Genomic DNA, 23,036 nt, shown 5'->3' with positions numbered 1-23,036 from the left:
TCGTGTATATTCGCGTTTACTTTACTACCGCGATTTTTCTAATATCTTTTTCATTACCTCTTTTAATTTCCATGATATATATGCCGTTTGCCACAGTTGTTCCGTTACCATTTTTGCCATCCCAAACTACCTCATTTGTATAGCCTTCAGGCTGACCAATTGCTCCCTCGGTTCCTTCATCCATATTTATGCGATAAACTAAATCGCCAACGAGATTAAAAATACTTAATATCACCTTACCAGATTCAGTTAATACGTACTTTATAGTTGTATTTTCCTTCTCAGGATTAAAAGGATTAGGAAAATTTACGATATTGGAAACTTTTTTAGTAGGTATAACCGATGCTACCATTGTAAAATATGCATTTTGCTCAATATTTACTTTTACATATTTTTCTGCTTTATCAATAACCTGTAAAGCGTTGGGAAATTTCCAACTATTTTTACTTTCATTTAAATATGCAATGCGAATATTGTTAATTTTTACATCTGTTCCATCTACATAACCATCTCCGTTTCTATCACTATACTTAAACCTTGCCGTACCTTTAATGTTAAGATTTTGCGGGATATTACTTTTATCGTAAATAGTCAGTTTATATGCCGGCTGATTTAAGCATTTTATAAGCCGGTCTGATATTGAATTCTTTATTGCAATAGCAAAATCAGTATTTGTATTTTCAACTTTTACATAATAACCTTTAGGCAATCCTTCAGAAACTTCAACACGGACTTTGCCGTCATCAGAATCATCTCTGCTCCACGATGCAATAAAACTAAACGGGTTGGAAACCGCACTGTACCCGAAAGGGTCAACGGCTGTAACTTTCCAGTAATATTTTATATTTTCGGCTAAATTGGACGGAGTATATTCTGTTTCAGTAATTCCAGTTACCATTGTTTTATAGAGGAAATAACTGTCTGTTGAATAATAAATTGTGTATGTTAAAAAATCCTCCGGATTAGGGTCAACTGATTTCTGCCAAACAAATTTTATAGTAGCCATTGTATTATAAGAATCATCAAGAGGTGAAATAAGTACGGGTGTGGAAGGTGTTTTATTATTGTTATTAACTTCAAAATTAGCATCCGAATAATCTTCGCCTGAAAGATTTGGACTACCATTATCTGTAGCAACTACTTTTACGCGATATTTGGGCGAATTTACAAATTTTGTTGTATCCCATAAATAATTTGTTACTGTTAAATTTTCCACAATCTTCACATCGTAAGAAATTCCTGAATTAGTTGAAGCATAAATCGTGTATATGTGGTTATCTGATAAATTAGTATCTGAAACTGTAAAACTTATTGTATAATTACCGCTAATCTTTTCAGTTCCATTTGGTACTGTCAAAGCAACGATAGGAGCAACATTAAGATTATCGACTGTAAAAATATTATCGGATACATCGTACCCCTCAAGACCTCTTATATCGCAGGCAACAACTTTTATTTTATGAGATGAAGAATTTTTAACACTTTTTGTATTCCATAAATAAGATGTCGTATTATTAGAAAGACCTGATACTATCAAGCTGTTAAAGTTAATACCATCCGAAGAATCATAGATTGAAAATGTATGTGTATCGTTTGGCGGATAAGCATCTGAATATTCCCAATATATATATCTATTTTCTACATACACTTCACTTCCATTAGGAGATTTTATGATTACGATGGGAACAGCATTGGTCATGCAAACCGGAGATACTCCGGAAATTTCAGAAATATTGTCTGTTCCATCCTGGGTCTTAACAGAAAAATAATATGTAGTTCCATTAGCAAGTCCATCAAAAGTAAGTGTTTGTGTTTCATTGGGACTAATTAGTGGTTTTGAAATTATTTTTTCATTAGTATAATTCTGCTGCCAGTCTGCATCTGTTAAAATTGGATATGTTGCTTTTCTCACAAAATATTTCCCGGATAAAATATCACCGAAAAATCTATCATTACCAGGGGCAGACCATGAAAGATTTATTGTACCATTATAAGAACCTATAACAGCAGAAAATGATGTTATAGAAGATGGTGGGATTGTATCTATATAAAGAGTATATGTGGATGTCCATAGAGAATAACTTGAACCGTCATTTGCACAAACCCGCCAGAAATACTTGCCATGACCCATTACGGTTGTTGTAGAGTATGATGTTGTAACAATATTTGAAGATGTTATTACTGGTGATAAAAAATCGGCATCATTATCTACTTCAATCTGATATGTAATTGGGTCGCCATCATCATCAGAACCTGCATACCAGGAAAAATCAGGCGTTGTATCATTGGTCGAAAAATTGTTAGAAGGCGATGAAAGTGACGGTCCGTTAGGACTTCTATTGAAACTAACAGTGGCTCTTTGGAGTTGTCCTGATAAAGGCGGTTCAGTTGTTTCAAAATAAAACCTTATTTTTAAATATCTTCTATTGTTATGTGAAGAACTTATTGTAAAAGGACTACCCGAATATATACAATAATCATTTGGATTATCTAAATAATCGGTATAGGCTGAGTAAGTATTATTGTCAGCTGATGATGCAACCTGGAATTTTATAGTTGTATTTGATGGAATCCCGCTTTGATTCGGTGCTTCTATAGTGGACCAATAGAGCTTTGTTGAAAATGGAACATCATAATATACTGTTGTGTAAATACCTGAAGAACGGCAAATATAATAATAGGAATCATCTCTGGAACCGACACTACCGTCTCTTCCTCCAAAAAGGAATGCCTTTTGAAGTGATGAAATATAATTCAAACTAAAACCATATCTTGCACTTGGAGGTGAGGCTGGACTTGATGTGGACCATTTGTTATTGTCGTAGGAATAATACCAGACATCATTTTTAAGCAAGTTGGTAATACCAATTCCTCCGAATAAAACAGTCTTTTTGTTTCTTGAATCGTAAATCATTGATGCTTCAGTCCGAACAGTTGGTATTGCTGATGGATTTCTATTTGACCATATATTCGTATTGCAATCATAAGCCCAAGTATCGGAAAGAAAAGTACCACTTTCATTTTCTCCGCCAAAAAGTATAATTTTTTTGTTTTCGGAATCATAACAACCGGCAGCACCTTTTCTTGAAGATGGACCATAACTACCTCTTGTCCAGGACGAACCTGAAATATGATAAATCCATGTTTGCGATGATTTTACACTTTCATAAGTTTGCCCGCCAAAAAGTATAATTTTATTATTAAAAGAATCATAAGCAGCACAACTATAAGCACAAGCAGTCGGTGACGGAATCGTGTCAACTTTAGTCCAGTTATTCGTATTAAAATCATATTCGTATGTATCGTTTAAATAATCTGAGCCATTCCAACCACCAAACAAAATCGCTTTGGTACTTCCGGCTGAAACCAAAATATGCCCATATCTTCCCGGAGGAACTATTGAAGGTGATTTCTGTGTCCACTGTTCTGTCGCCGGGTTATAAATCCAAGTATCATTTAACGCACTAATATCGTTATAGCCGCCGAATAAGATAATTTTATCTTCTGATGAATTATATGCTGCCGCTGACCATCGCCTTGCTGTTGGATTAGATACCGTTGAAATATTGTCAAAATTATTTGCTAAGCCAACATATGCACTATCTCCTGTACCATAGACAATTGTATCGTTACACATTCCTGCATTAAAATGATTATCATTTGTATATGTGGTTGAAGAACCTGCATAAAGGCAGGAAGTAGGTAGTAGAAAGTAGGTGGTAGCAGATAAACAAATGAAAAACCATTTTTTAATTTTTATTTTCATATTGGTAGTGTGAATATAAACTTTGAGCCTTTGCCTAAACCATCCGATTCTGCCCAAATTTTACCGCCATGCAATTCAATTATTTTCCTACAAATGGAAAGTCCTAAACCAAAACCACCCGACTCTCTTGTTAATGATTGGTCAACCCTAAAAAATTTTTCAAATACTTTTCCCATATTTTCTTTTGTAATTCCTTTACCATTATCTGCAATAACAAACTTTATTTCTCCATCTATCTCCTCAAACGATACAGATACCATTCCACCTTCCTGTGTATATTTTATAGAGTTTATTAAAAGATTCACAATAACCCTTTTAATATCCTCATAATTGCAATTAATATCTATATTTAAAGAAGAACGCTCCATAACCTCTATTTTTTTAGTATCTGCCAATGACTGGACTTCTCTGATTGCGTCTTTTACTATTTTCATAATTTGTATTTTTGATTTTTTAGGATTCACAAAACCTGCTTCCATTTTTGCAAAATCCAGTAAATCATTTACAAGAATACGCATTTTCCCTGATTGTCGTTCAATTATTTCTAAAAGTTTTTGAGTATCATTATCATCTTGTCGTCTCAGCATCTTTCTTTTTTCTTTTACTATTTTCTCTTTGTCTGATAGAAATTCAATTGCGCCCGAAATCGCAGTAAGCGGAGTTCTTAACTCATGTGATACAGTAGAGATAAACTCATCTTTCAATTTGTCCATCTCCTGTAAATTTACAAGCTGTGATTTCAGGTTACTAATTTCCAGAGTTCTCTCTATGGTTGCCAAGAGTTCGGATATTTCAAACGGTTTTACCAAAAAATCACTCGCACCCTTTTTCATACATTCAACCGTTGTTTCAACCGTAGCGTCAGCTGTAATAATAATTACTTCAATTTTTTTATGGTTTTCTTTGATTGTTTCTAAAAGGTCTAGTCCACTCATTCCCGGCATTCTAAGGTCAACTATGGCAATATCAAAATCGGTGGATTTTAAAATATCAACCACTTCAAACGGATTAATTGTCGTTTGGACAAAATATTCTTTTTTAACAAGGACATCTTTAACAAATGCTAAAATCCCAATTTCATCATCCACTACAAGAATTTTCTTTTTCTCCATAAATAATACCTCTTTCTAATTCATCCCAATTCAATTGTTCAATATCAGGATTGTTCTGAATGTACTCACGGATTTTTGATAATGCTTTTTCGTTCCTAATAATATGCTCGTAATAGTTCCACTGCCATATTGTAGCGGGCGAATTGCTATTCGCCTTTATTTGGTTGGATGGCAATCCAACCGCTACATTTTTAGTTATATTGTATTTCAATGCTCTAACAACTTGTCCTAATGTTTTATTACAATCGTCAAGAACAAAAATTATATGGATATGATCATTCATTACCACAAACCAATCTATTGATAAACCACTAATAAATTTCGGTAAATCCTTTATTGCGAGTTTACACTCACCGCTACAATTTTTTAATAATGGTAATTTATTCCATGTTACCAGTGTTACAAAATAATATCCATTTGTTTTATAATCATAATCTTTTAATCTGATATGTTTTCTAAATTTCACCTAATTGTTTTTACCCCCCCCCCCCCAATCTCCCCCAGAAATTTTATTGGCAACTTAATAACAAACTCTGCACCTTTTCCTTCACCGTCTGAAAAAACAGCAATTTCTCCATTATGTTTTTTTACAATACCATAACAAACAGACAATCCTAACCCTGTACCATCTTTGTGGGTTGTAAAAAACGGTTCAAAAACTCTATTCATATTCTCCTTTGAAATACCGCTACCGGTATCTTTGATGGATATTTCTATAAAATCATCTGAGGTCCGAGGTCCGAAGTCCAAAATCGAACTACTTTGAACTTTAGATTCTGGACATTGGATCCCGATCTTATCGTGAGACATTGGACATCGGACTTCTTTTGTCGTTATTGTCATTGTTCCACCTTTAGGCATTGCTTTTTGAGCATTAGTAATTAGATTCATTATAACCTGCCCTATGTGTGATTGCGAAATAGTTATTTTTGGTAAATTACCATAGTTTTTTACAACTTTTATTTTTTTAAGCTCTAATTGTTTTCCATACAAGGAAAGTGTTCTTTCAATTAAGTTATTTATATCATCAACACTAAATTGTATTTCTTTTTGCCTTGAAAAATCCAGAAGATTTTCCAATATCTTTTTTATACGAATTGATGCATCTTTTATTGATTGCAATTCACCGGATTTAGTGTCCATAAGAAGTAAATCTGCATTACCCAAAATTGTCTGTAAGGGATTCCCTACTTCATGTGCCAAACTTGCTGAAAATTCACCAATAGAAGCTAATCTTGACTGATGGACAAATTGTTGCTGAACTAATTGAAGTTTTTTATATAAATTTGTATTTTCAAGGGATAAAATTGCAAGGGAAGTAAATATATTTGCTTTATGCAAATCAGTATCGGTAAAATGTTCTTTGATATTTATTCTGTTTATATTAAGAACTCCAAACATATCACTTTTTCCTATTAGAGGAAGAACCATAGATGATTTTATCTCTTTTCGTTTCTCAATATCTTTAAACCGGAGATCACCTTCCAATCCATCAATTAAAATAAGCGGTTTCCTATCTTTAGCTACAAAACCGGCGATTCTTTCTCCTAAAGCTAATCTGGTGCGTTTTTGAATCTCTTCGCTTAAACCATATGAAGCGGCAATATATAATTTTCCACCTTCGTCAAATAACATCAGAGAAGCATCATCTGCTATTAACACTTTCATAGTTAAATCAATAATAATTTTTAGAAGTTTTTCTATTTCTACAGTTGAGAAGATAATTTTGCTTATTTCATATAGTGCAATCGTCTCCTTAAGTCGTCGTTTTTCTAATGCTCTATCTACTACAAGTAATAACTCATCAATATTTAATGGTTTCTTAACATAGTCAAAAGCGCCTTTTCTAATTCCTTCAATAACTGTCTCGACCGTTCCGTAAGCAGTAATAATAATCACTTCTACTTCGGAATCAATTTTTTTAACTTCGGTAAGAACTGTCATGCCGCTCATTCCCGGCATTTTCATATCGGTAATAATAATATCAAAAGAAGTCTTTCTAAATTTTTCAATGCCTTCTTCACCATTTTTCGCAACAACTACCGCATAACCTCGTTTTTCCAAATCAATGGAAAGCACATCCAGTATTTCCTTTTCATCGTCAATAACTAAAATTTTTCCTTTAGTTTCCATTAAAACCTCCGTTTTACAAAGAACGTGTGATGTGCGATGTGTTATGTGTAATGAAATAATAATACGTCGTGTGAAACAATATTAACTACTTTGTTTTGCCTGTCATTCCCACGAAAGTGGGAATCTATAAATTTTTGCCGACCACAGATTCCCGATAACAACTTTTGGGAATGACACATTTGATGTTCTAACATAAAAATGAGTTAAAATATTTTTCATAGATTGTCTATTTACCTTATTGGTATTGTGAAGATAAATCTGCTGCCTTTTGCCAAACCTTCCGATTCTGCATAAATTTTCCCTTTATGTAATTCAACAACTCTCTTACAGATTGAAAGTCCTATTCCAAAACCACTTTCTTCTTTTTTCAAAGACGGATCAACACGATAAAATTTGTCAAATACTTTTCCTAAATTTTCTTTTGTAATCCCTTTACCATTGTCTTCAACTACAAACTTTATTTCTTTATCAATTTTTTCAAAGTACACATTTATTCTCCCGGCTTCCCGTGTATATTTTATGGAATTTGCTATCAAATTTGTAAGAACACGTTCTACCTGTTCATAGTCGCAATTTACTAAAATTTCATCTGATTTGAAAGTATGACCAATTAAAGAAATATGTTTAGTAATTGATATCTTCTTATTGTCAGCCAATGATTGCACCCCGTTTATTGAATCATTTATAATACTAATAACCGATATGTCCTGCTTTTTCAATTGCCAACAACCTGCTTCCATCTTTGCAAAATCCAACAAATTATTAACAAGTGCTCTTATTCTTTCTGTATTTCTATGAATTATCAACAATAATTTTTTATTTCTTTCAGATTGAAAATCAAGCTTGGTCTCGTCACTTACTTGTTCATCAGACAAAATTAGCTCAAGTGTTCCTGAAATTGCCATAAGAGGCGTTCTAAGGTCATGCGTAACCATTGAAAAAAATTCATCTTTTAATCTGTCCAATTCTTCCAAGCTTACAAGCTTAGATTTAAGTTGTTTCGTCTCATAAGCTTTAGATAGCAGGGCGGACAGTTCATCTAAATTAAATGGTTTGTTTATAAAATCGTATGCACCTTTTCTTAAAGCTTCTATTGCTGTCTCCATTGTTCCATAGCCCGTAGCCACGATTACTTCTATATCAGGTTTTATTTCCTTTATTTTTCCAAGGACTGTAATGCCATCCATTTCCGGCATTTTTATATCTGTAATAACCATATCTATCTTTTGTTCTGTAACTTTCTTAAGCCCTTCCATCCCATTTTCTGCAGTCAGTACTATATACCCTTCCTTTTGTAAAGCAAAAGAAAGCATATCTCTTAACCCTTGTTCATCATCAATAATTAAAATTGTTGGTTTATTTTCCATAAAAATCTCCTCTATGTTGTAGTCACTCTTTGAGACTGTATCGCAATGTCATCGTGTATTATGACATTGGCAACTTTACCCTAAATGTTGTTCCTTTGCCAACTTCACTCTCTACTTCAATTGTTCCATTGTGTTTCTGTATTACTTCATATACAAGCGACAACCCTAACCCTGTACCTTTACCTACTTCTTTTGTCGTGTAAAATGGCTCAAATATGTGCTTTCTTACTTCTTCTGTCATTCCATCACCTGTATCGGTAACGCTGATGACCACTGATTTCTTATCTGCGGTAATCTGCGAGGTGGTGATTGTTAAAGAGCCACCTTTTGGCATTGCATCCATTGCATTATTACACAGATTCACTATTACCTGTTGTATCTGGTTTTTATTAACAACTATTTGCGGCAAATTATCTCCATAACTCTTTATAATCTGTACATTCTTCACTTTTGCCTGTGCCTCTATCAAAGATACTGATTGCTCTATTACTCCATTGATATTAGATATCTCTTTCTCTGTTTTACCTATCCTTGAAAATGTTAGTAAATCTCCTACTAATTTCTTACACCTTATCGCTTCCCGTTCTATTGATTTCAACGGCATATATAAGAGGTCTCCCTCTTTTATATCTCTAACTATACTTTGGGCAAAACCTAATATAACCCCCATCGGATTATTTATTTCATGTGCCACCCCTCCGGCTAATTGTCCTATCGCTGCCATCTTATCCATCTGTAATAGTTGTTTTTGGAGTTTGTCTTTTTCTTCCTCTGCTTTTTTACGTTCGCTTATATCTATAAATGTTTCAAGTAGAACTTCTTCTCCTTCAAGATTTATTAATCTTACATTTTTTAGTATAGGAGTTTTTTGCCCTGTTTTGGTTAATAATATAGCTTCAGAATTATCAACTTTATTTCCAAGGTCTAATATCGGACATTTGTCCAGTCCTATTTTACAAAGATAGTTATGACAATCCTTACCCAGGAATTCTTCTTCTGCTTCTGCTCCAAACATTTTTAAAGCAACCGAGTTTACTTTGCGTATTTTTCTATCTTTCCCCACAATCATTAAACCTATAGGAATTTGTTCCAGAAGGGTTCTTGTATTATCTAGTGCTTGTTTCAAGTCCTTCTTAGAAACAAGTGTATTTGATAAATCTTTGGTCATTTTGTTAAATGCTACTGTAAGTTCACCTATTTCATCTTGGGTTTTTACCGGGACTGTCCAATCAAGAATACCATCAGCAATTTTCCTTGTCCCAAAAACTAATTGATTAACAGGTTCATCAAGAACAAACTTCACAAATAAATAACTTACCAATGATGCCAGGATAACAAAAAAGATAATAGTAAAAACCAAAATCATTTTCAATCTGTTAAGTTCATGGTTGAATTCTTTTAAGGAAACAACTAAAATTGCTTTACCGAGCTCTTCTTTTGCACCTTCACTTTTGTTAGAATCTAACATAATATCTTCAAAAGATGATTTTTTAGTGTCTTCTGTTGTAATTATTGCCACAAAAGTTTTTATATCTTTTTCTTTATCTAAACCTTCTTCATATAAAGTATTTCCATTTTTATCTTCAATTCGGCAATATATAATATCTTTTTGGACAAAAAGACCTTTAACTAATTTTGAAATTGCCATTTTATCTTTTACAAGAACCGGATATTCACTATTATTACTTAAATTCATTATCAAGGCATTTATTCTTTTATCCATTTCAAAGGTTAACATCGTTTTTTGTTTTTGAATAAAATAAAAGCCGAGAACACAACCAAATATTATAATAACACTTACAATAAGTAAATTTATTTTCGTTGCTATTTTAAGTTTCATTTTATTTATTCTCCTTTTTCTCCAAATATTTTATTTGTTTCTTTTTTAATTTGTGAAGGAATTTCTATGCTTAATCTCTCTGCAACTAACATATTCAAAGATAATCTTGTTTTAATCGGGTCTTCTACTGATATTTCTGATGGTTTTTCTCCATTTATTATTCTTAAAGCGATTTCTGCAGATTGTTTGCCTATACTATTATAGTCACATTCTAAAGAAAGAAGAGCACCGGCTTTTGTAAATGAAGCTGATAACCCGAATATTGCAATTTTGTTTCTTAATCCTTCTAACAACAAGTTTTCTACTGATTTCAAAAAAAATATATCTGAATCTGACGTTATTATAAAACAATCGACTTCCTGTAAAATTTTTGTTATAGCAGTAGGAATATCTGTTTTGGATTTAATTTCTTCTTCAAAAAGATTAAAACCCATTTGTTGACACACATCAGAAATTTCTTTATATTTGTTTATTGATTCGGGAGAATAAAACATTCCAATTTTGTTAGCTTTAGGCATAAGCTCCCGTATCATACTTAATTTCTTACTTACAGGAACTTCCATTAATACTCCGGTAACATTTGATGCCTTTATCGGCTCCGGATTAAGAACCATGCAAAATACAATAGGTATGTTTTGAAATTTATCTCTTGCTAACTTCGCTGCACTTGTTCCTATAACAAAAATTATATCCGGCTTCTTTTCTGTTATCTCCTGAGATATCTTATCAAAGGATTCTTTTTCTATGTTATATTCGGAAGATAATAAAACAATGTTTTTTTCTTTAAAAAATATATTAAATCCATTCCATGCTTCTTGATATGGTTCAAGGGAAGATGAAAAGATAACTGAAACTACACATCTGCCAGATGCAAAGATGTTTGGTGTAAAAGAACATATTATATATAATAGCAAATAGCACACTTTTACATAACAAATATTTTTAATTAGCTTTTTCATTTTAATTCCATCCTAATTATAACTTTATCTTAAAAATTATACATTAACTTTAAAACAAATGCTCTTGATAATCCCGGTGTGGAATTTTTATAGCTTTTGTATCCGGGGGCAATATCCATACGCTGATTAAATAAATCACGGACACCAAGATTTACTTCTGTACCTTTACAAAATACTTCACGAATCCTTAAGTTAATATTAACTTCCGTAGCAGGATCTATTTTGCTTAAAATATCTTCTTGTAATGTATCGTCCCATCTCAAATATGCATATTTTTTGCTGAAATAGGAAGCCGACGGATGTAAAGAAACATTGGGATTAAATTTAATACCGGCGATAGCATTAATTCTATGTGCGGGATTACCTATAGTAAGTCTTGGATTATTCGGTACTTCTGAAGTTAACACATCATTATCCATCACAAAATAATAAGCATAATTCATAGTCAAATCAATCATATTACCATAAAAACGATATTCACTCTCAAGTCCGCGAGTCCAAAGTTCTCCATAGTTTCTATAATTTCCAACTCCGGTAACAGGGTCTGCTCCGTATATAATAGGATTATTGATTGTTATATCAAAACCATTAACAACAAACCACATTGAATGAGTAATTTTATAACCCATTTCAGCTTCATAAGTAGTAGCTATCTCCGGTACAATTTTAGGTGCACCCGGCAAGACCCGGTTAGGTTGGATTCCCATAGGCGATCTAAAAGATTGTCCGACTTTGAGTTTATAATGAAATTTATCCATTGCCTCGGTAATTGTAACTCTGGGAACAAATGCTGTTCCCAATTTACCGGTCTCATATCGGGAACCAAGTGTTATATTTACAAGATCAATTTTTGTAATATATTGTGCAAACCCGGCAAAATTATCGTTTTCTATTTTATTTGTTCCATTTTTAAACATCTCTTCAAATGGACCGGGATTATCAGGTAAGTAAACACCGCTTCTTGAAACCTCTACTCCACCTAATAAATTATTTTTTTCAGAAATTTTCCAGGTTCCGGTAACATTGGCTAATTTTCTTTCACCTCTTTTGTGATTAGTGTATTCTTCATCTACAACATTAAGTATCCAGGGATAATCTACTTTGTACTCAATTCGTGGAGTAAGAGTAAAATTATTGCTGATTTTATAATTATATTTAAGTTCGGCGATGTAAGTGTCCCAATTTTCTTTAGCAGGTCCATTTTTATAATTAAAACCCCACATGTCTATCTGGGTTATTCTATTCTGATTTATATATACTCTCATGCTATAATCTTTATACTCTACCAATCCGTTAAAATTCGCTGTATTAACTTTTGAATTGCCCAACATACTCGCTTTATCACCATAATAATCAGTTATGTTTCTTTCACTGCGGTTTCCAAAAGAAAGCTCTATGTTAGAATTAAATGTTAAATCTCCGAGTTTCTTGCCAAAACCGGAACTTAATCCGCGATGTGAAAACGTTTTACTCATCTGGGAATTATTTATGCTTAAATAATTTCCGCTCGTAGTAGGTTTTTTTGTTATGATATTAACGACAGATAATTCTGCGGCATCACCATATATTACGGAACCGGGACCGCGGATAATTTCAATTTTTTCAATACTGTCTATGGGGTAATGTCCGCCAACTTGCTCAGGAGCTCCCCATATCCTTTCATTTATTTGCAATCCGTCGACTAAAAACAACACCTTTGCTTCCAAAATACTGATCCCCCGGAAAGAAGGTAAAATAACTCCTTCGGCTTCTGAAACAAAACTGTATCCCGGTACATATAAAGTTAAAACTTCCTGTAAATCTCTTGCTCCTGAATTAATAATTTCATCATTTGTAACAACGGTAACTACTCCGGGTGTTTCACGAAGAGGAGTTTCAACTTTTGATGCAATTACTACGGGAATGTCCATAAACATTAGCTCTTCTGATTTATCTAAATTTTGTTCTCCCATAATTAAAGGACTAATATTTACCAGTATACCTACTGTAAATATAAATAATCTATTTTTCTCAATAAATTTACTAATAATTTTGTACCTATCATTTGCCAATCTGTTTTCTTTTTCCATGTTATCTCCTTTTTCTATTGTAATCGTTGACACAATTTAATATGTAGTCTTTATTATAGCACCATAAGATGGTGCAGCTACATTGTAAGACTTATACACCGACAAAAAACTACGTTGCTTTTATTGCTTTATCTATTATGTCTAATATCTCTGATATATCTACTGGTTTATAAATACAAGTATATGCTCCTAGTTGTTTTGCTTCTGATTCGAAAGTAAAATTAGGGTCTGAACTGCTACTGAAAATTACTACAACCTGATTAGGTTTCATTTGTTTAATTTTCTTAAGTGCTTCTGGTCCTGTCATTCTTGGCATATGAACATCCAGAAAAATAACATCATATGAATCTTTTTTAACCATTTCCACACCTTCTAATCCATCATTGGCTGTAAAAACCTGGAATCCTTTCGGCTCTAATAAAAATTTAAACAAATCCTGTATCCCTTTTTCATCATCAATAATTAGTATTTTCTTTTGCATTTTAGTATCCTTATTAAAAAGTTTAGAGAACTTAGGCACGCCAAGTCTAGCGACAACTACAAACCTATAATTAAATTGTAGTTTCACGCCCTCGGCGTGATAACATTGAAATTCCTATACATCAAGTTAACGCCGACCAAGGTCGGCAACTACATCAACATTGTAGTGGCAGAGCCTGACTACCGTTAGGCAGGCTTGCTCTGCTTGTTTTAGCACCCACAAGGGTGCGACTACGTCGTAGGATTCGCTTGCCAAGGGCAAGCAACTACATCGACCCTGGAACATCAGGCTTCGGACTGTCTTTATACATTAACCTATTGGTAACTTTACTTTAAATGTTGTTCCTTTGCCTACTTCACTTTCTGCTTCAATTGTTCCATTGTGTTTTTGAATTATTTCATAACATAAACTTAATCCTAATCCTGTCCCCTTGCCTGCTTCTTTTGTCGTATAAAATGCTTCAAACAGATGCTTTTTTACTTCTTCCGTCATTCCACTTCCCGTATCGGTAACGCTGATGACCACTGATTTTTTATCGCAGATTACCGCTGATTTTTTATCTGCGGTCATCTGTGTTTTTTCATCTGCAGTAATCTGCGTTGTGGCGATTGTTAAAGAGCCACCTTGAGGCATTGCATCTATCGCATTATTACTTAGATTTATTATTACCTGCTGTATCTGGCTCTTATTCACCGGTATTTGTGGTAAATTATCTCCATAACTCTTTATAATCTGTATATTCTTGACCTTTGTCTGTGCCTCCACCAGTGATATTGATTGCTCTATTACTTCATTGATATTAGATATCACTTTCTCCGTTTGACCTACCCTGGAAAATGTCAGCATATTTCTCACAAACTCCTTACATCTTATCGCTTCACGTTCTATTGATTTCAATGACTTATATAAGTTGTCATCCTCTTTTATATCTTTAACTATACTTTGAGTAAATCCTAATATCACTCCAATCGGATTATTTATTTCATGGACCACTCCTGATGCCAATTGCCCTATCGCTGCCATCTTACCCGACTGAAGAATTTGCGCCTGAAGTTTTAATTTCTCTGCTTCTGCCATCTTGTGCTCGGTAATATCTTTAACTATCTGCACAAACAACGTTAATTTATTATTATCGTCAAACACCGGAGATGCTGATACCAGATATGCCCGTCCATGTTCTTCAATTTCCACTTCGCATTCTAAACCCGTTTCTAATGCAGATATACACGGGCAGTTTTTAATCGGACTGTCTGTTCCGTGCATAATTTCATAACACTTTTTACCTAAAAGCTCTTCTTGTGTTTTGCCAAAAGATTTACACGCTGCTTTATTTAATTTTAATAATCTTTGTTCAGAAGAAATTAACGTTATACTATCCTTTGCTGAATCAAATGTATCCTGCCATTCTTTTGCCGATTTTTTCAGTATTTCTTCTGCTTTCTTGCGTTCAGTGATATCCTGGAATATACCCTGGATTACTTTTTTTCCTTGAATTTCCATTACAACAGCGCCTATTTGTACCGGGACTTGAGTTCCGTTTTTCTTAATAATTGTTGCTTCAGAATAATCTACACTTCTTTTTTCAATATGATTCCGAAAATGCTTATCATAATATTCAGCTTCATCTAAAGGATGTATTTTAGAACGATTCATTCCAATGATTTCCTGTCTGTTTCTTCCAAATAATTCTTCAGCTTTTTTGTTTGCGTCAAGGATTATTCCGGTTTCTGTATCTGTAATAAGTATTGCAGCATTAGAATTTTCAAATAAGCTTCTATACTTATTTTCACTTTCCAGCATATTCTGCTCCACTTTTTTTTGTGTGCTGATATCTCTGACTGTAGCTTGAATCAGTTCTTTTCCCTTATGCTCTAATTTTGTTAGTAAAACGGTTGCGGAAAAATCCTCTCCGCTTAGTCGTCTGTGCGTCCATTCAAAGAAGTTAGAACCTTTAAGCACGGCTATCTCAATCATTTTCTTTGCTTTATCATTTGAAGATTGACCATCTGGCTGGAATTCCGGTGAAAGTTTCCAGGGAGGGAAAGAAATAAATTCCTTTTCGTTCTTAACACCAAACATCTTTATTGTTGCAGGATTACCGGAAGTGAAATTCCACGAAGGCGGTTCAAGAGTCATTATAGCATCCTGCGAACTCTCGAAAAGAATACGAAATTTAGTTTCGCTGTTTAAAAGTTCAATTATATTTTCTTTCGCCTTCTTGCGTTCAGTAATGTCTTCGGTAATACAAATGCCTCCCAGTAACAAACCATCTTCGGAAAAAAGTGGTGAATACACATTTTTTATCATGATAGACTTTCCACTGACAACGGAAACATATTCACCTTCAAAATGTCCGATCTTACCCGAAAGGACTTCATGGATTGCGGCTTTCGCCTGAATATCCTTTACACCAGTTTGCATATTAAAACCAATAATATTTTTTATTGAAGTCCCCAATATTCCGATTAAACGAGTATTACAGGAAGTAATTACTCCATTCATATCAAAATGAGTGATACCAATAGGAGCTTTCTCAAATATCGCATGATATTTATTTTCACTTTCTTTCAACTCTTCTTCTGCATGCTTGCGATTGGTGATATCTTGTATAAAAACATTTATTCCTACAATATTTCCATTAGACAACTTAAGCGGACTCCAATTGAATTCATAATACATGTTTAGGTCCGGTTGTTTTTGTATTTCTATAAAACTTTCCCCATTGAGTACACGGTCAAAACTTGCCTTTGCGATGGGTTTGACTTCAGGAATTGTAATGTAATCCAGCATGCATTTACCGAGCTTTATATTGGCATTATAGACTTTTTTCATTTCCTTGCGATGTCTCTCATTAAAAATCATGTAACAATAATTTTTATCAAGCGCAAAAATCAAAATACCTTTCCTAGAATTTATGATGGATTTGAGCAGAATATTTTGTTTACTTAACACTTGTTCTGCAGCTATAATTTTTTGATTAAATACTTTTAATATGAACTCATTTTTTTTATTTTTTGTAGATGATGCCTTTTTTTTCGTCATTTCAGACCTCGCTTAGAACCTATTTCTCGTTTGCAAATGTAATATTTTTTCATAGTTTGTCCATTTATTAATCTAATATTTCACCTATTTTTCTAATTAATTCTTCAATATCAAATGGTTTTATTAAATAAGCATCCGCACCTGCTTTAAAAACCTTTTCTTTTGTTTCTTCTGAATGATAAGCAGTAATTACTACAATTTTCATTTTTTCTTTTTTAAGTTGTTCCAAAACTTTAAAACCATCTATACCAGGAAGCCGGATATCCAAAATAAGCAGGTCTGGTTTAAACTCACTAATTTTTCTACCTGCCGCAAAACCATCTGCCGCTGTTTCAATTTCCACATTTTTAAAAAATTTTTTGATTGCACGCGAAATAAAATCCAAAATACCTTTTTCATCATCAACTATAAGAACCTTTTTCAAGATTGCTTCAGGCTTAACCCTGGTAATTACATCGGGAACCGGCATTTTATATTTCTTTAGAAAATCTACCAAGTCATCAATTTGTACTCTTCTATGCCCTCCCGGCGTCTTATATGCCTTAAGCATTCCTTTATTAACCCAATCAATAACTGTGGTTATGTCTACATTAAGCATCTTTGAAATTTGATAAGTTGTAAATATTTTCATATAGCTCCTTTCATGCAAAATCCATATATCCCTATTATCCCAATAAACCTAATATAAGTATAGAGTAAATTATTGCTCTTGTCAAGCGAAATATTTTTCTTTGACTCTTATAATGATTGCCGTTGTTTTTACTTAGTTAACTTTTATACTTGAAATCACTAAATATTTTATTATTAACTAAGGTTCGCCAATTGTTCTTTTTACTTCTGATACAATGGTTTCCATTGGAAGCGGTTTAAGAAGGAAGTTGCAGAATTTCTTTTCATTTAAGGAAGGAGGTTGTTTTTTATATTCTTCATATGCTGTGTAAACTATTACCTGAGCTTCACTATATTTTATACCTATTGATTCTAATATTATTAATCCATCTATATCAGGTAATCTCATGTCCAATATAACTAAATCCGGTTTTGTAGCTTGTAATAACTGAATGGCACTATTACCCGACAATGCTACTTTGACCTCGTAGCCGGATTCTTCAAGTTCTTCTTTGATTATTTCGGCTAAGTATTTGTCGTCTTCTATAATAAATACTTTTTTCATAACTTTATCTAACATACCGACAGATTCCGTATCAAGTACGGAATGACAAAAAAAGAGAATCTTATGATTGTAAATCTTTTGTTTGCTGATTTAGGACCTTATTGACCATATGTTCGAATTCTTTTACCTCGTACGGCTTTATAATAAATGGTATATTGTTATCTATTAAAAACTTTTTACTGACTTCATCAGTAATATATCCTGTAATAATAATCAAGTTTTGTTTTAAGTGCGGAAATTTTTTCCCCAAATATTTATATAATTGTAACCCATCCATATCAGGTTTTCTTGTATCAGAGATAATTAAATCATATGGTTTTGCTTCGAGTTCTCTTAATACCTCATCCATATTATTAACTGTAGTAACTTTATGTTTCTTTTTTTTCAATATTTTACAATTAAGATCCAAAATACTTGTTTCATAATCAATTAATAAAATATTTTTCCCGTAAGATTCCGGTATTGACTGAAATTCTTCAGAAAAAGAACTTATTTCCGGTATAATTACCGGTAATTCTATTACAAAGATAACCCCACTGGGAAACGATTGGTTATTTACCCACATTTTCCCTTTCTGAAATTCAACGATACCTTTACTTATAAACAACCCTAAACCTGTGCCTTCTCCATCTGACTTAGTCGTGAAAAACGGTTCGAATATATTTTTTAGATTTTCATCGGGAATATGCGGTCCATTATTATAAATCGAAACAACTATTTTATTTTCTTTAAACACAGTCTCTACTCTTATAAGTTTATTATTTCTGTTTTTAAGTGCCTGATATGCATTGCACAAAATATTTATCAATACCTGCTGTATTTGATGTTCATCTGTATAAGTAACCGGTATTTCGGGAGACAGATTTCTTTCTAACTTAATATTTTCAACCCTAAACTCATACTCTAACATTTCTAAAGTCTGCTCAATAAGATGATTAATATAAACCTTTTTTTTCTCACTTTTGTTTTTCCTAATTGCATTTAGTAAGTTATCAACTATCTTTTTACACCGCCGTGCGTTGCCTGCCACTGTCTCTAATTCCTTTTTCAGCGATTCGGAACAATCTTCCAGCCTTATAAGTTGTATATTGCCAAGCATTATAGTTAAGGGGTTATTTAATTCATGTACTACACCTGCAATCAATTGCCCCATACAATTTAGTTTCTGGGATTGGATAAGTTGTTCCCTGGTAGTTTGTAATTGTTTTTGAGTATCGTTTAATTCCACAATTGTTTTCTCCAACAATCGCGGGAACTGCTTATTGTCTGCCTGATTTGTTTTATCAACATCAAACAGATAAATAGGTTCCTTGTGAGTTTTCGAATTAGCAAAAAAACTAAAAAGATGTTTAAGTGTTAATTTCATTTTGCCACCTCAACTTTATCCATAATTTCTTTTATTTTCAGCTTTAGTTGCTCAGAAGTAAATGGTTTTTGAAGATAACCGTCAGCACCCATATTTAAAATTTTATTTTTATGCTCAGGGGCAGAATATGCTGTAATTGAAATAATCTTTATATTTTTAGTAATTGGATCTTTTCGTATATTCTGACATACTTTAAAACCATCCATCCCCGGCATAACCAAATCAAGAGTAACTAAATCAGGGAAATAATCTACTAAAAATCTCCCAGCCTCAAACCCGTCCATAGCATGTTTTATTTCCCACTGGTCTTCTGCTAAAATTGTTTTGATTAACTCCGGGACATCGGGATCATCATCTATTACAAGCATCCGTTTTTTAATACCATTTGTTAAAATATCTTTTATTTGAGAAAGTGAATGTCCACGAAAAAAAAGATGTTTTATTTTAGCAAGTTTTGAAAGTGTTTGTTCTTCATTATAAAGTCGCTGTCCGCCACCTGTTCTCTCGGAAATTTGCAAAAGTCCTAAATCTGTATAATGCCTGATTGTACTTGGTAAAACTTTTGCCGCTTGTGCAACTTCGGAAATTTTTACGTTTGCCATTTTAACCTCATATTGTTAAATATCTCACACATTACATGCTTGCCTACCTGCTTGACAACAGGCAAGTATAGAAACACATGCCTGACCGGCAGTCAGAGGCAGGTCAGCAGGCAAGCATGTAATGTGTTCAATTGTGATGTTTTTTTTCAAATTTATCCATAAATTTACTAAAAACAAAATTTGTATATTTATCCTTAAACTTTTTTAATGCATTCTCCAGCTGCATTTCTTCAGTTAAAATATCATTCACGCTATTCTTAATAAATACTTCAATATCTACCGGCAATGTTTGGTTTTTAGATTGTAAATTACTACGCCCTTTATCCAGAGCTTCGCTAACAGCATTTTGTAACTCATCAATATCAAAAGGTTTATCAAAATAATTACAGGCGCCTAATTTAATAGCCCTGGTAATGGTATTTATTGTGTCTACTGCAGATAACATTATAACCGGTATAGTACTATCAATTTTTTTAATAATTCCCAATGTTTCAATGCCATCAATACCGGCTAATTTCACATCTAAGATAACCAGATTTTGGTTTTCTTTCTTAATAATTTCAATAGCTTCCTCTCCACTACGTGCAGTAGTAATAAAATAATTACTACTTAACGACTCCGTAACAGACTCCAAAACCCCATTATCATCATCAACCAACAATATTTTCTCTTTCATAAATCTCCTTTTATCAAGATTTCCATATTTTTGTCCTTCTACTAATCTATACTGCAAAAAATATGCCAAAAAATAACTAAAATAAACGCATTTATTTTGATATTTTTAGAAAAAGTGCACAAAAAGTGCACAGTTGTTGCACAACATATTGTGCTTTATAAAAAATAAATCGTTTATATTTGAGATATTAAACCAATATTTTATATAATAGCTGTAAAATAAACTGGGATAAGTATTATTTTTAGATTTGCTTGACAGGAAGTTTTACTGTAAAGATGGTCCCTTCGTTTAATTTGCTACTCAATTCAATTGTACCCTTGTGCTCTTTAATTATTCTGCTGGAGATTGAAAGACCTAATCCGCTTCCTCTTACCTTAGTAGTATAGAATGGCTTGAATATTTTACTCATAAATTCGTCAGATATACCGCATCCATTATCCTTAACAGAAATGTTAACATAGGGTGTAGTTGAACCTTCTTTTGCTTCCAGATTTCCACTTCCCACTTCCCACTTCCCACTTTCCGCTTCTGTCGTTATCGTTATCGTTCCTCCATTTGGCATAGCCTGAATAGCATTGAGTATAAGATTCATAAAAACCTGCTTTATTTGTTCTTCGGCAGCCATAATTAATGGTAATTTGTCATCATACTGTCTAATTATATTAACATTCTGCTTAAACATCTCATAATGTAATAAATCCAGTAAGTTATCTAAAATATTGTTAACATTAATCTCTCCAAAACCTAATTCCGGCAATTTGCCAAAATCAAGCAACTGCCCAAGAGTATGTTCCATTCTTTCTATCGCCTTAGGCACAGCATCACTAAATCTATTAATAAAATCCATTTCATTGTACCTTCGGGGCACCAATTGACAAAATGTTTTTACTAAAACTAAAGGGTTTTTTACTTCGTGTGTTATACTTGATGCTAAAACACCGAGTGCAGCAAGTTTATCTGTATGAAGAAGACTTTTTTCTAAAACTCTCATTTCTGTAGAAAGCTGTGCATTCTCAATTGCAATTGCCGCCTGATTTGATATAGTGGTCAGTAATTTTAAATCTTCGGTTGTATATGTATCCTCGGATAACTTAGTACCAAGATTAAAAATACCTATTAATTTATTCTTGCTCATTAATGGTATACTCAAATATATATTTTGAGCTTTTAATTCTTCAAAATTATTTATAGATTCATCAAGTATCAATATAGTTTTATTTTTTTCTAACCAAACAACAAGAGTATCGGTCTTATTAAGTTTAATTTGTTTTAGTGTTTTAGAATCTATACCTTTTGAGAATTTTACTAAAAACCTATCTTTATCAGTATCGAATAACATAATATACCCTTTATCTATATGCATAGTTTCCGTTACTTTAGTTATAAGTAAATCCAACAATTTATTTAATTCAAAAATGGTAGTTAAATCACCACTAAGAGTTTTTAAAGTTTCATAATAATCATATTTGTCTTTAAAGAAAAGTTTATCAACAATAGACTGAATTTTGTTTTTTATAGGGAGGAACATTACTGCGACAATCATACCAGTAAGACCATTAATTATTATCAACCATGGCTTATTTTGAGTTATATTATTCATATCAAAAATACTTGTAAAAATGCCAACCGTTAAAGCATATATCCCTATAATAGAAAGGGTTAAAGTTCCATAAACAACACCTTTACGAATTACAACGTTTATATCCATTAATTGATGTTTTAAAATAGCATATGCAATGATACTAGTAAAAGCAATAGGACCCAACCAACCAAGAGGATATATTTTCATACCAAAATATAACAAAGCGTTAGTATAACCTAAAATTATAGCAACTATACCTGCTAATAAAACATATTTCAGTTGATTGCGAGTTGTGATTGAATTAGATTTTTTATATCCTTTGAAAACTTCATATAATGAATATGCTGTGACTATTATAATATATCCTAAGAAAACAAAGTAAACTTGTGTTACTTCCGGAGAATACTTAAATTCTACTTTTTTAATAAATCCTTTTTCAAAAAATCCAAACCAATTAATTACATAAAATACTATTGCTACTCCATAAACAAAACGAAGTACATTTTCTTTAGTTTTATTTTCATTTTTAACAAGCCTTAACACAAAATGAAGGAAACATGGTGCAACCATAACATAACCTATTCTAAAAAACTTAATCCAATAATTAAGAATAGAAATATTATGAACAATATAGAGTCCAAATAAAGCAAGTTCAAAAATACCCATGCTAAAACAAAAACAGGCGAAAATGATATTTATTGGATTTTTTTTATCTTTTGAATAAACAAAGAAAGTTAAAAATAGACTGAATAATGCGGCAATAAGAGAACTTATAGCGTGAGGATTATGCTTTATCACAATAATAATTCCTAACACAAACGGTATTAATAATAAAAACAGTAATACTTTACTAAAATTATTTTTCAT

16 protein-coding genes are annotated in these 23,036 nt (G+C 32.6%); all 16 read right to left on the bottom strand.

Annotated elements, in window-relative coordinates:
• Nucleotides 1-16: 16 nt before the first annotated feature.
• Entirely contained in the window at nucleotides 17-3,766 is a 3,750-nt protein-coding gene (locus PHE88_08615) for a kelch repeat-containing protein (GenBank protein ID MDD5687878.1), read from the bottom strand.
• Complete coding sequence (locus PHE88_08610) at nucleotides 3,763-4,878, bottom strand: response regulator (protein MDD5687877.1); 1,116 nt, start codon at nucleotides 4,876-4,878, stop codon at nucleotides 3,763-3,765. The genes PHE88_08615 and PHE88_08610 overlap by 4 nt, the downstream gene beginning before the upstream one ends.
• Entirely contained in the window at nucleotides 4,847-5,344 is a 498-nt protein-coding gene (locus tag PHE88_08605) for a transposase (protein ID MDD5687876.1), read from the bottom strand. The genes PHE88_08610 and PHE88_08605 overlap by 32 nt, the downstream gene beginning before the upstream one ends.
• The gene (locus tag PHE88_08600) at nucleotides 5,341-7,011 is read right to left on the bottom strand and encodes a response regulator (GenBank protein ID MDD5687875.1); all 1,671 of its coding nucleotides are present in this window, start codon (nucleotides 7,009-7,011) and stop codon (nucleotides 5,341-5,343) included. The genes PHE88_08605 and PHE88_08600 overlap by 4 nt, the downstream gene beginning before the upstream one ends.
• A gap of 230 nt (nucleotides 7,012-7,241) precedes the next feature.
• Nucleotides 7,242-8,378 carry a response regulator gene (locus tag PHE88_08595; GenBank protein ID MDD5687874.1) on the bottom strand — a complete coding sequence of 379 codons (1,137 nt, stop codon included), beginning with the start codon at nucleotides 8,376-8,378 and terminating at the stop codon, nucleotides 7,242-7,244.
• 58 nt (nucleotides 8,379-8,436) lie between these two features.
• Nucleotides 8,437-10,218, bottom strand: a complete 1,782-nt coding sequence (locus PHE88_08590) for an ATP-binding protein (GenBank protein ID MDD5687873.1) — start codon at nucleotides 10,216-10,218, stop codon at nucleotides 8,437-8,439.
• Between the two features lie 5 nt (nucleotides 10,219-10,223).
• Nucleotides 10,224-11,177, bottom strand: a complete 954-nt coding sequence (locus PHE88_08585; protein MDD5687872.1) for an ABC transporter substrate-binding protein — start codon at nucleotides 11,175-11,177, stop codon at nucleotides 10,224-10,226.
• A gap of 29 nt (nucleotides 11,178-11,206) precedes the next feature.
• A complete protein-coding gene (locus tag PHE88_08580; protein ID MDD5687871.1) occupies nucleotides 11,207-13,246 on the bottom strand; it encodes a TonB-dependent receptor plug domain-containing protein in 2,040 nt (679 codons plus the stop codon).
• A 109-nt stretch (nucleotides 13,247-13,355) separates the two neighbouring features.
• Complete coding sequence (locus PHE88_08575; protein MDD5687870.1) at nucleotides 13,356-13,727, bottom strand: response regulator; 372 nt, start codon at nucleotides 13,725-13,727, stop codon at nucleotides 13,356-13,358.
• Between the two features lie 309 nt (nucleotides 13,728-14,036).
• A complete protein-coding gene (locus PHE88_08570; GenBank protein MDD5687869.1) occupies nucleotides 14,037-16,769 on the bottom strand; it encodes a PAS domain S-box protein in 2,733 nt (910 codons plus the stop codon).
• A gap of 67 nt (nucleotides 16,770-16,836) precedes the next feature.
• Nucleotides 16,837-17,400, bottom strand: coding sequence for a response regulator (locus tag PHE88_08565; GenBank protein ID MDD5687868.1), 564 nt, complete (start codon nucleotides 17,398-17,400; stop codon nucleotides 16,837-16,839).
• Between the two features lie 177 nt (nucleotides 17,401-17,577).
• Nucleotides 17,578-17,958 (bottom strand): response regulator, encoded by a 381-nt coding sequence (locus PHE88_08560; GenBank protein MDD5687867.1) that lies wholly within the window; start codon nucleotides 17,956-17,958, stop codon nucleotides 17,578-17,580.
• A gap of 46 nt (nucleotides 17,959-18,004) precedes the next feature.
• Entirely contained in the window at nucleotides 18,005-19,309 is a 1,305-nt protein-coding gene (locus PHE88_08555; protein ID MDD5687866.1) for an ATP-binding protein, read from the bottom strand.
• Nucleotides 19,306-19,911 carry a response regulator gene (locus PHE88_08550; protein MDD5687865.1) on the bottom strand — a complete coding sequence of 202 codons (606 nt, stop codon included), beginning with the start codon at nucleotides 19,909-19,911 and terminating at the stop codon, nucleotides 19,306-19,308. Before PHE88_08550 ends, PHE88_08555 begins: the two co-directional genes overlap by 4 nt.
• Before the next feature lie 127 nt (nucleotides 19,912-20,038).
• The gene (locus tag PHE88_08545; protein MDD5687864.1) at nucleotides 20,039-20,587 is read right to left on the bottom strand and encodes a response regulator; all 549 of its coding nucleotides are present in this window, start codon (nucleotides 20,585-20,587) and stop codon (nucleotides 20,039-20,041) included.
• Between the two features lie 241 nt (nucleotides 20,588-20,828).
• Nucleotides 20,829-23,036: an ATP-binding protein gene (locus tag PHE88_08540; protein MDD5687863.1), complete on the bottom strand. Its 2,208-nt coding sequence runs from the start codon at nucleotides 23,034-23,036 to the stop codon at nucleotides 20,829-20,831.

This window comes from Elusimicrobiota bacterium (assembly GCA_028718185.1).
GTDB lineage: Bacteria > Elusimicrobiota > UBA8919 > UBA8919 > UBA8919 > JAQUMH01.
This window is presented reverse-complemented; position numbering and strand designations above follow the sequence as displayed.

What these genes read in the sequence shown, in the direction of transcription:
- PHE88_08615 (MDD5687878.1), bottom strand. Translation starts at nt 3,766, where the DNA reads ATGAAAATAAAAATTAAAAAATGGTTTTTCATTTGTTTATCTGCTACC.
- PHE88_08610 (MDD5687877.1), bottom strand. Translation starts at nt 4,878, where the DNA reads ATGGAGAAAAAGAAAATTCTTGTAGTGGATGATGAAATTGGGATTTTA.
- PHE88_08600 (MDD5687875.1), bottom strand. Translation starts at nt 7,011, where the DNA reads ATGGAAACTAAAGGAAAAATTTTAGTTATTGACGATGAAAAGGAAATA.
- PHE88_08595 (MDD5687874.1), bottom strand. Translation starts at nt 8,378, where the DNA reads ATGGAAAATAAACCAACAATTTTAATTATTGATGATGAACAAGGGTTA.
- PHE88_08590 (MDD5687873.1), bottom strand. Translation starts at nt 10,218, where the DNA reads ATGAAACTTAAAATAGCAACGAAAATAAATTTACTTATTGTAAGTGTT.
- PHE88_08585 (MDD5687872.1), bottom strand. Translation starts at nt 11,177, where the DNA reads ATGAAAAAGCTAATTAAAAATATTTGTTATGTAAAAGTGTGCTATTTG.
- PHE88_08580 (MDD5687871.1), bottom strand. Translation starts at nt 13,246, where the DNA reads ATGGAAAAAGAAAACAGATTGGCAAATGATAGGTACAAAATTATTAGT.
- PHE88_08575 (MDD5687870.1), bottom strand. Translation starts at nt 13,727, where the DNA reads ATGCAAAAGAAAATACTAATTATTGATGATGAAAAAGGGATACAGGAT.
- PHE88_08570 (MDD5687869.1), bottom strand. Translation starts at nt 16,769, where the DNA reads ATGACGAAAAAAAAGGCATCATCTACAAAAAATAAAAAAAATGAGTTC.
- PHE88_08565 (MDD5687868.1), bottom strand. Translation starts at nt 17,400, where the DNA reads ATGAAAATATTTACAACTTATCAAATTTCAAAGATGCTTAATGTAGAC.
- PHE88_08560 (MDD5687867.1), bottom strand. Translation starts at nt 17,958, where the DNA reads ATGTTAGATAAAGTTATGAAAAAAGTATTTATTATAGAAGACGACAAA.
- PHE88_08555 (MDD5687866.1), bottom strand. Translation starts at nt 19,309, where the DNA reads ATGAAATTAACACTTAAACATCTTTTTAGTTTTTTTGCTAATTCGAAA.
- PHE88_08550 (MDD5687865.1), bottom strand. Translation starts at nt 19,911, where the DNA reads ATGGCAAACGTAAAAATTTCCGAAGTTGCACAAGCGGCAAAAGTTTTA.
- PHE88_08545 (MDD5687864.1), bottom strand. Translation starts at nt 20,587, where the DNA reads ATGAAAGAGAAAATATTGTTGGTTGATGATGATAATGGGGTTTTGGAG.
- PHE88_08540 (MDD5687863.1), bottom strand. Translation starts at nt 23,036, where the DNA reads ATGAAAAATAATTTTAGTAAAGTATTACTGTTTTTATTATTAATACCG.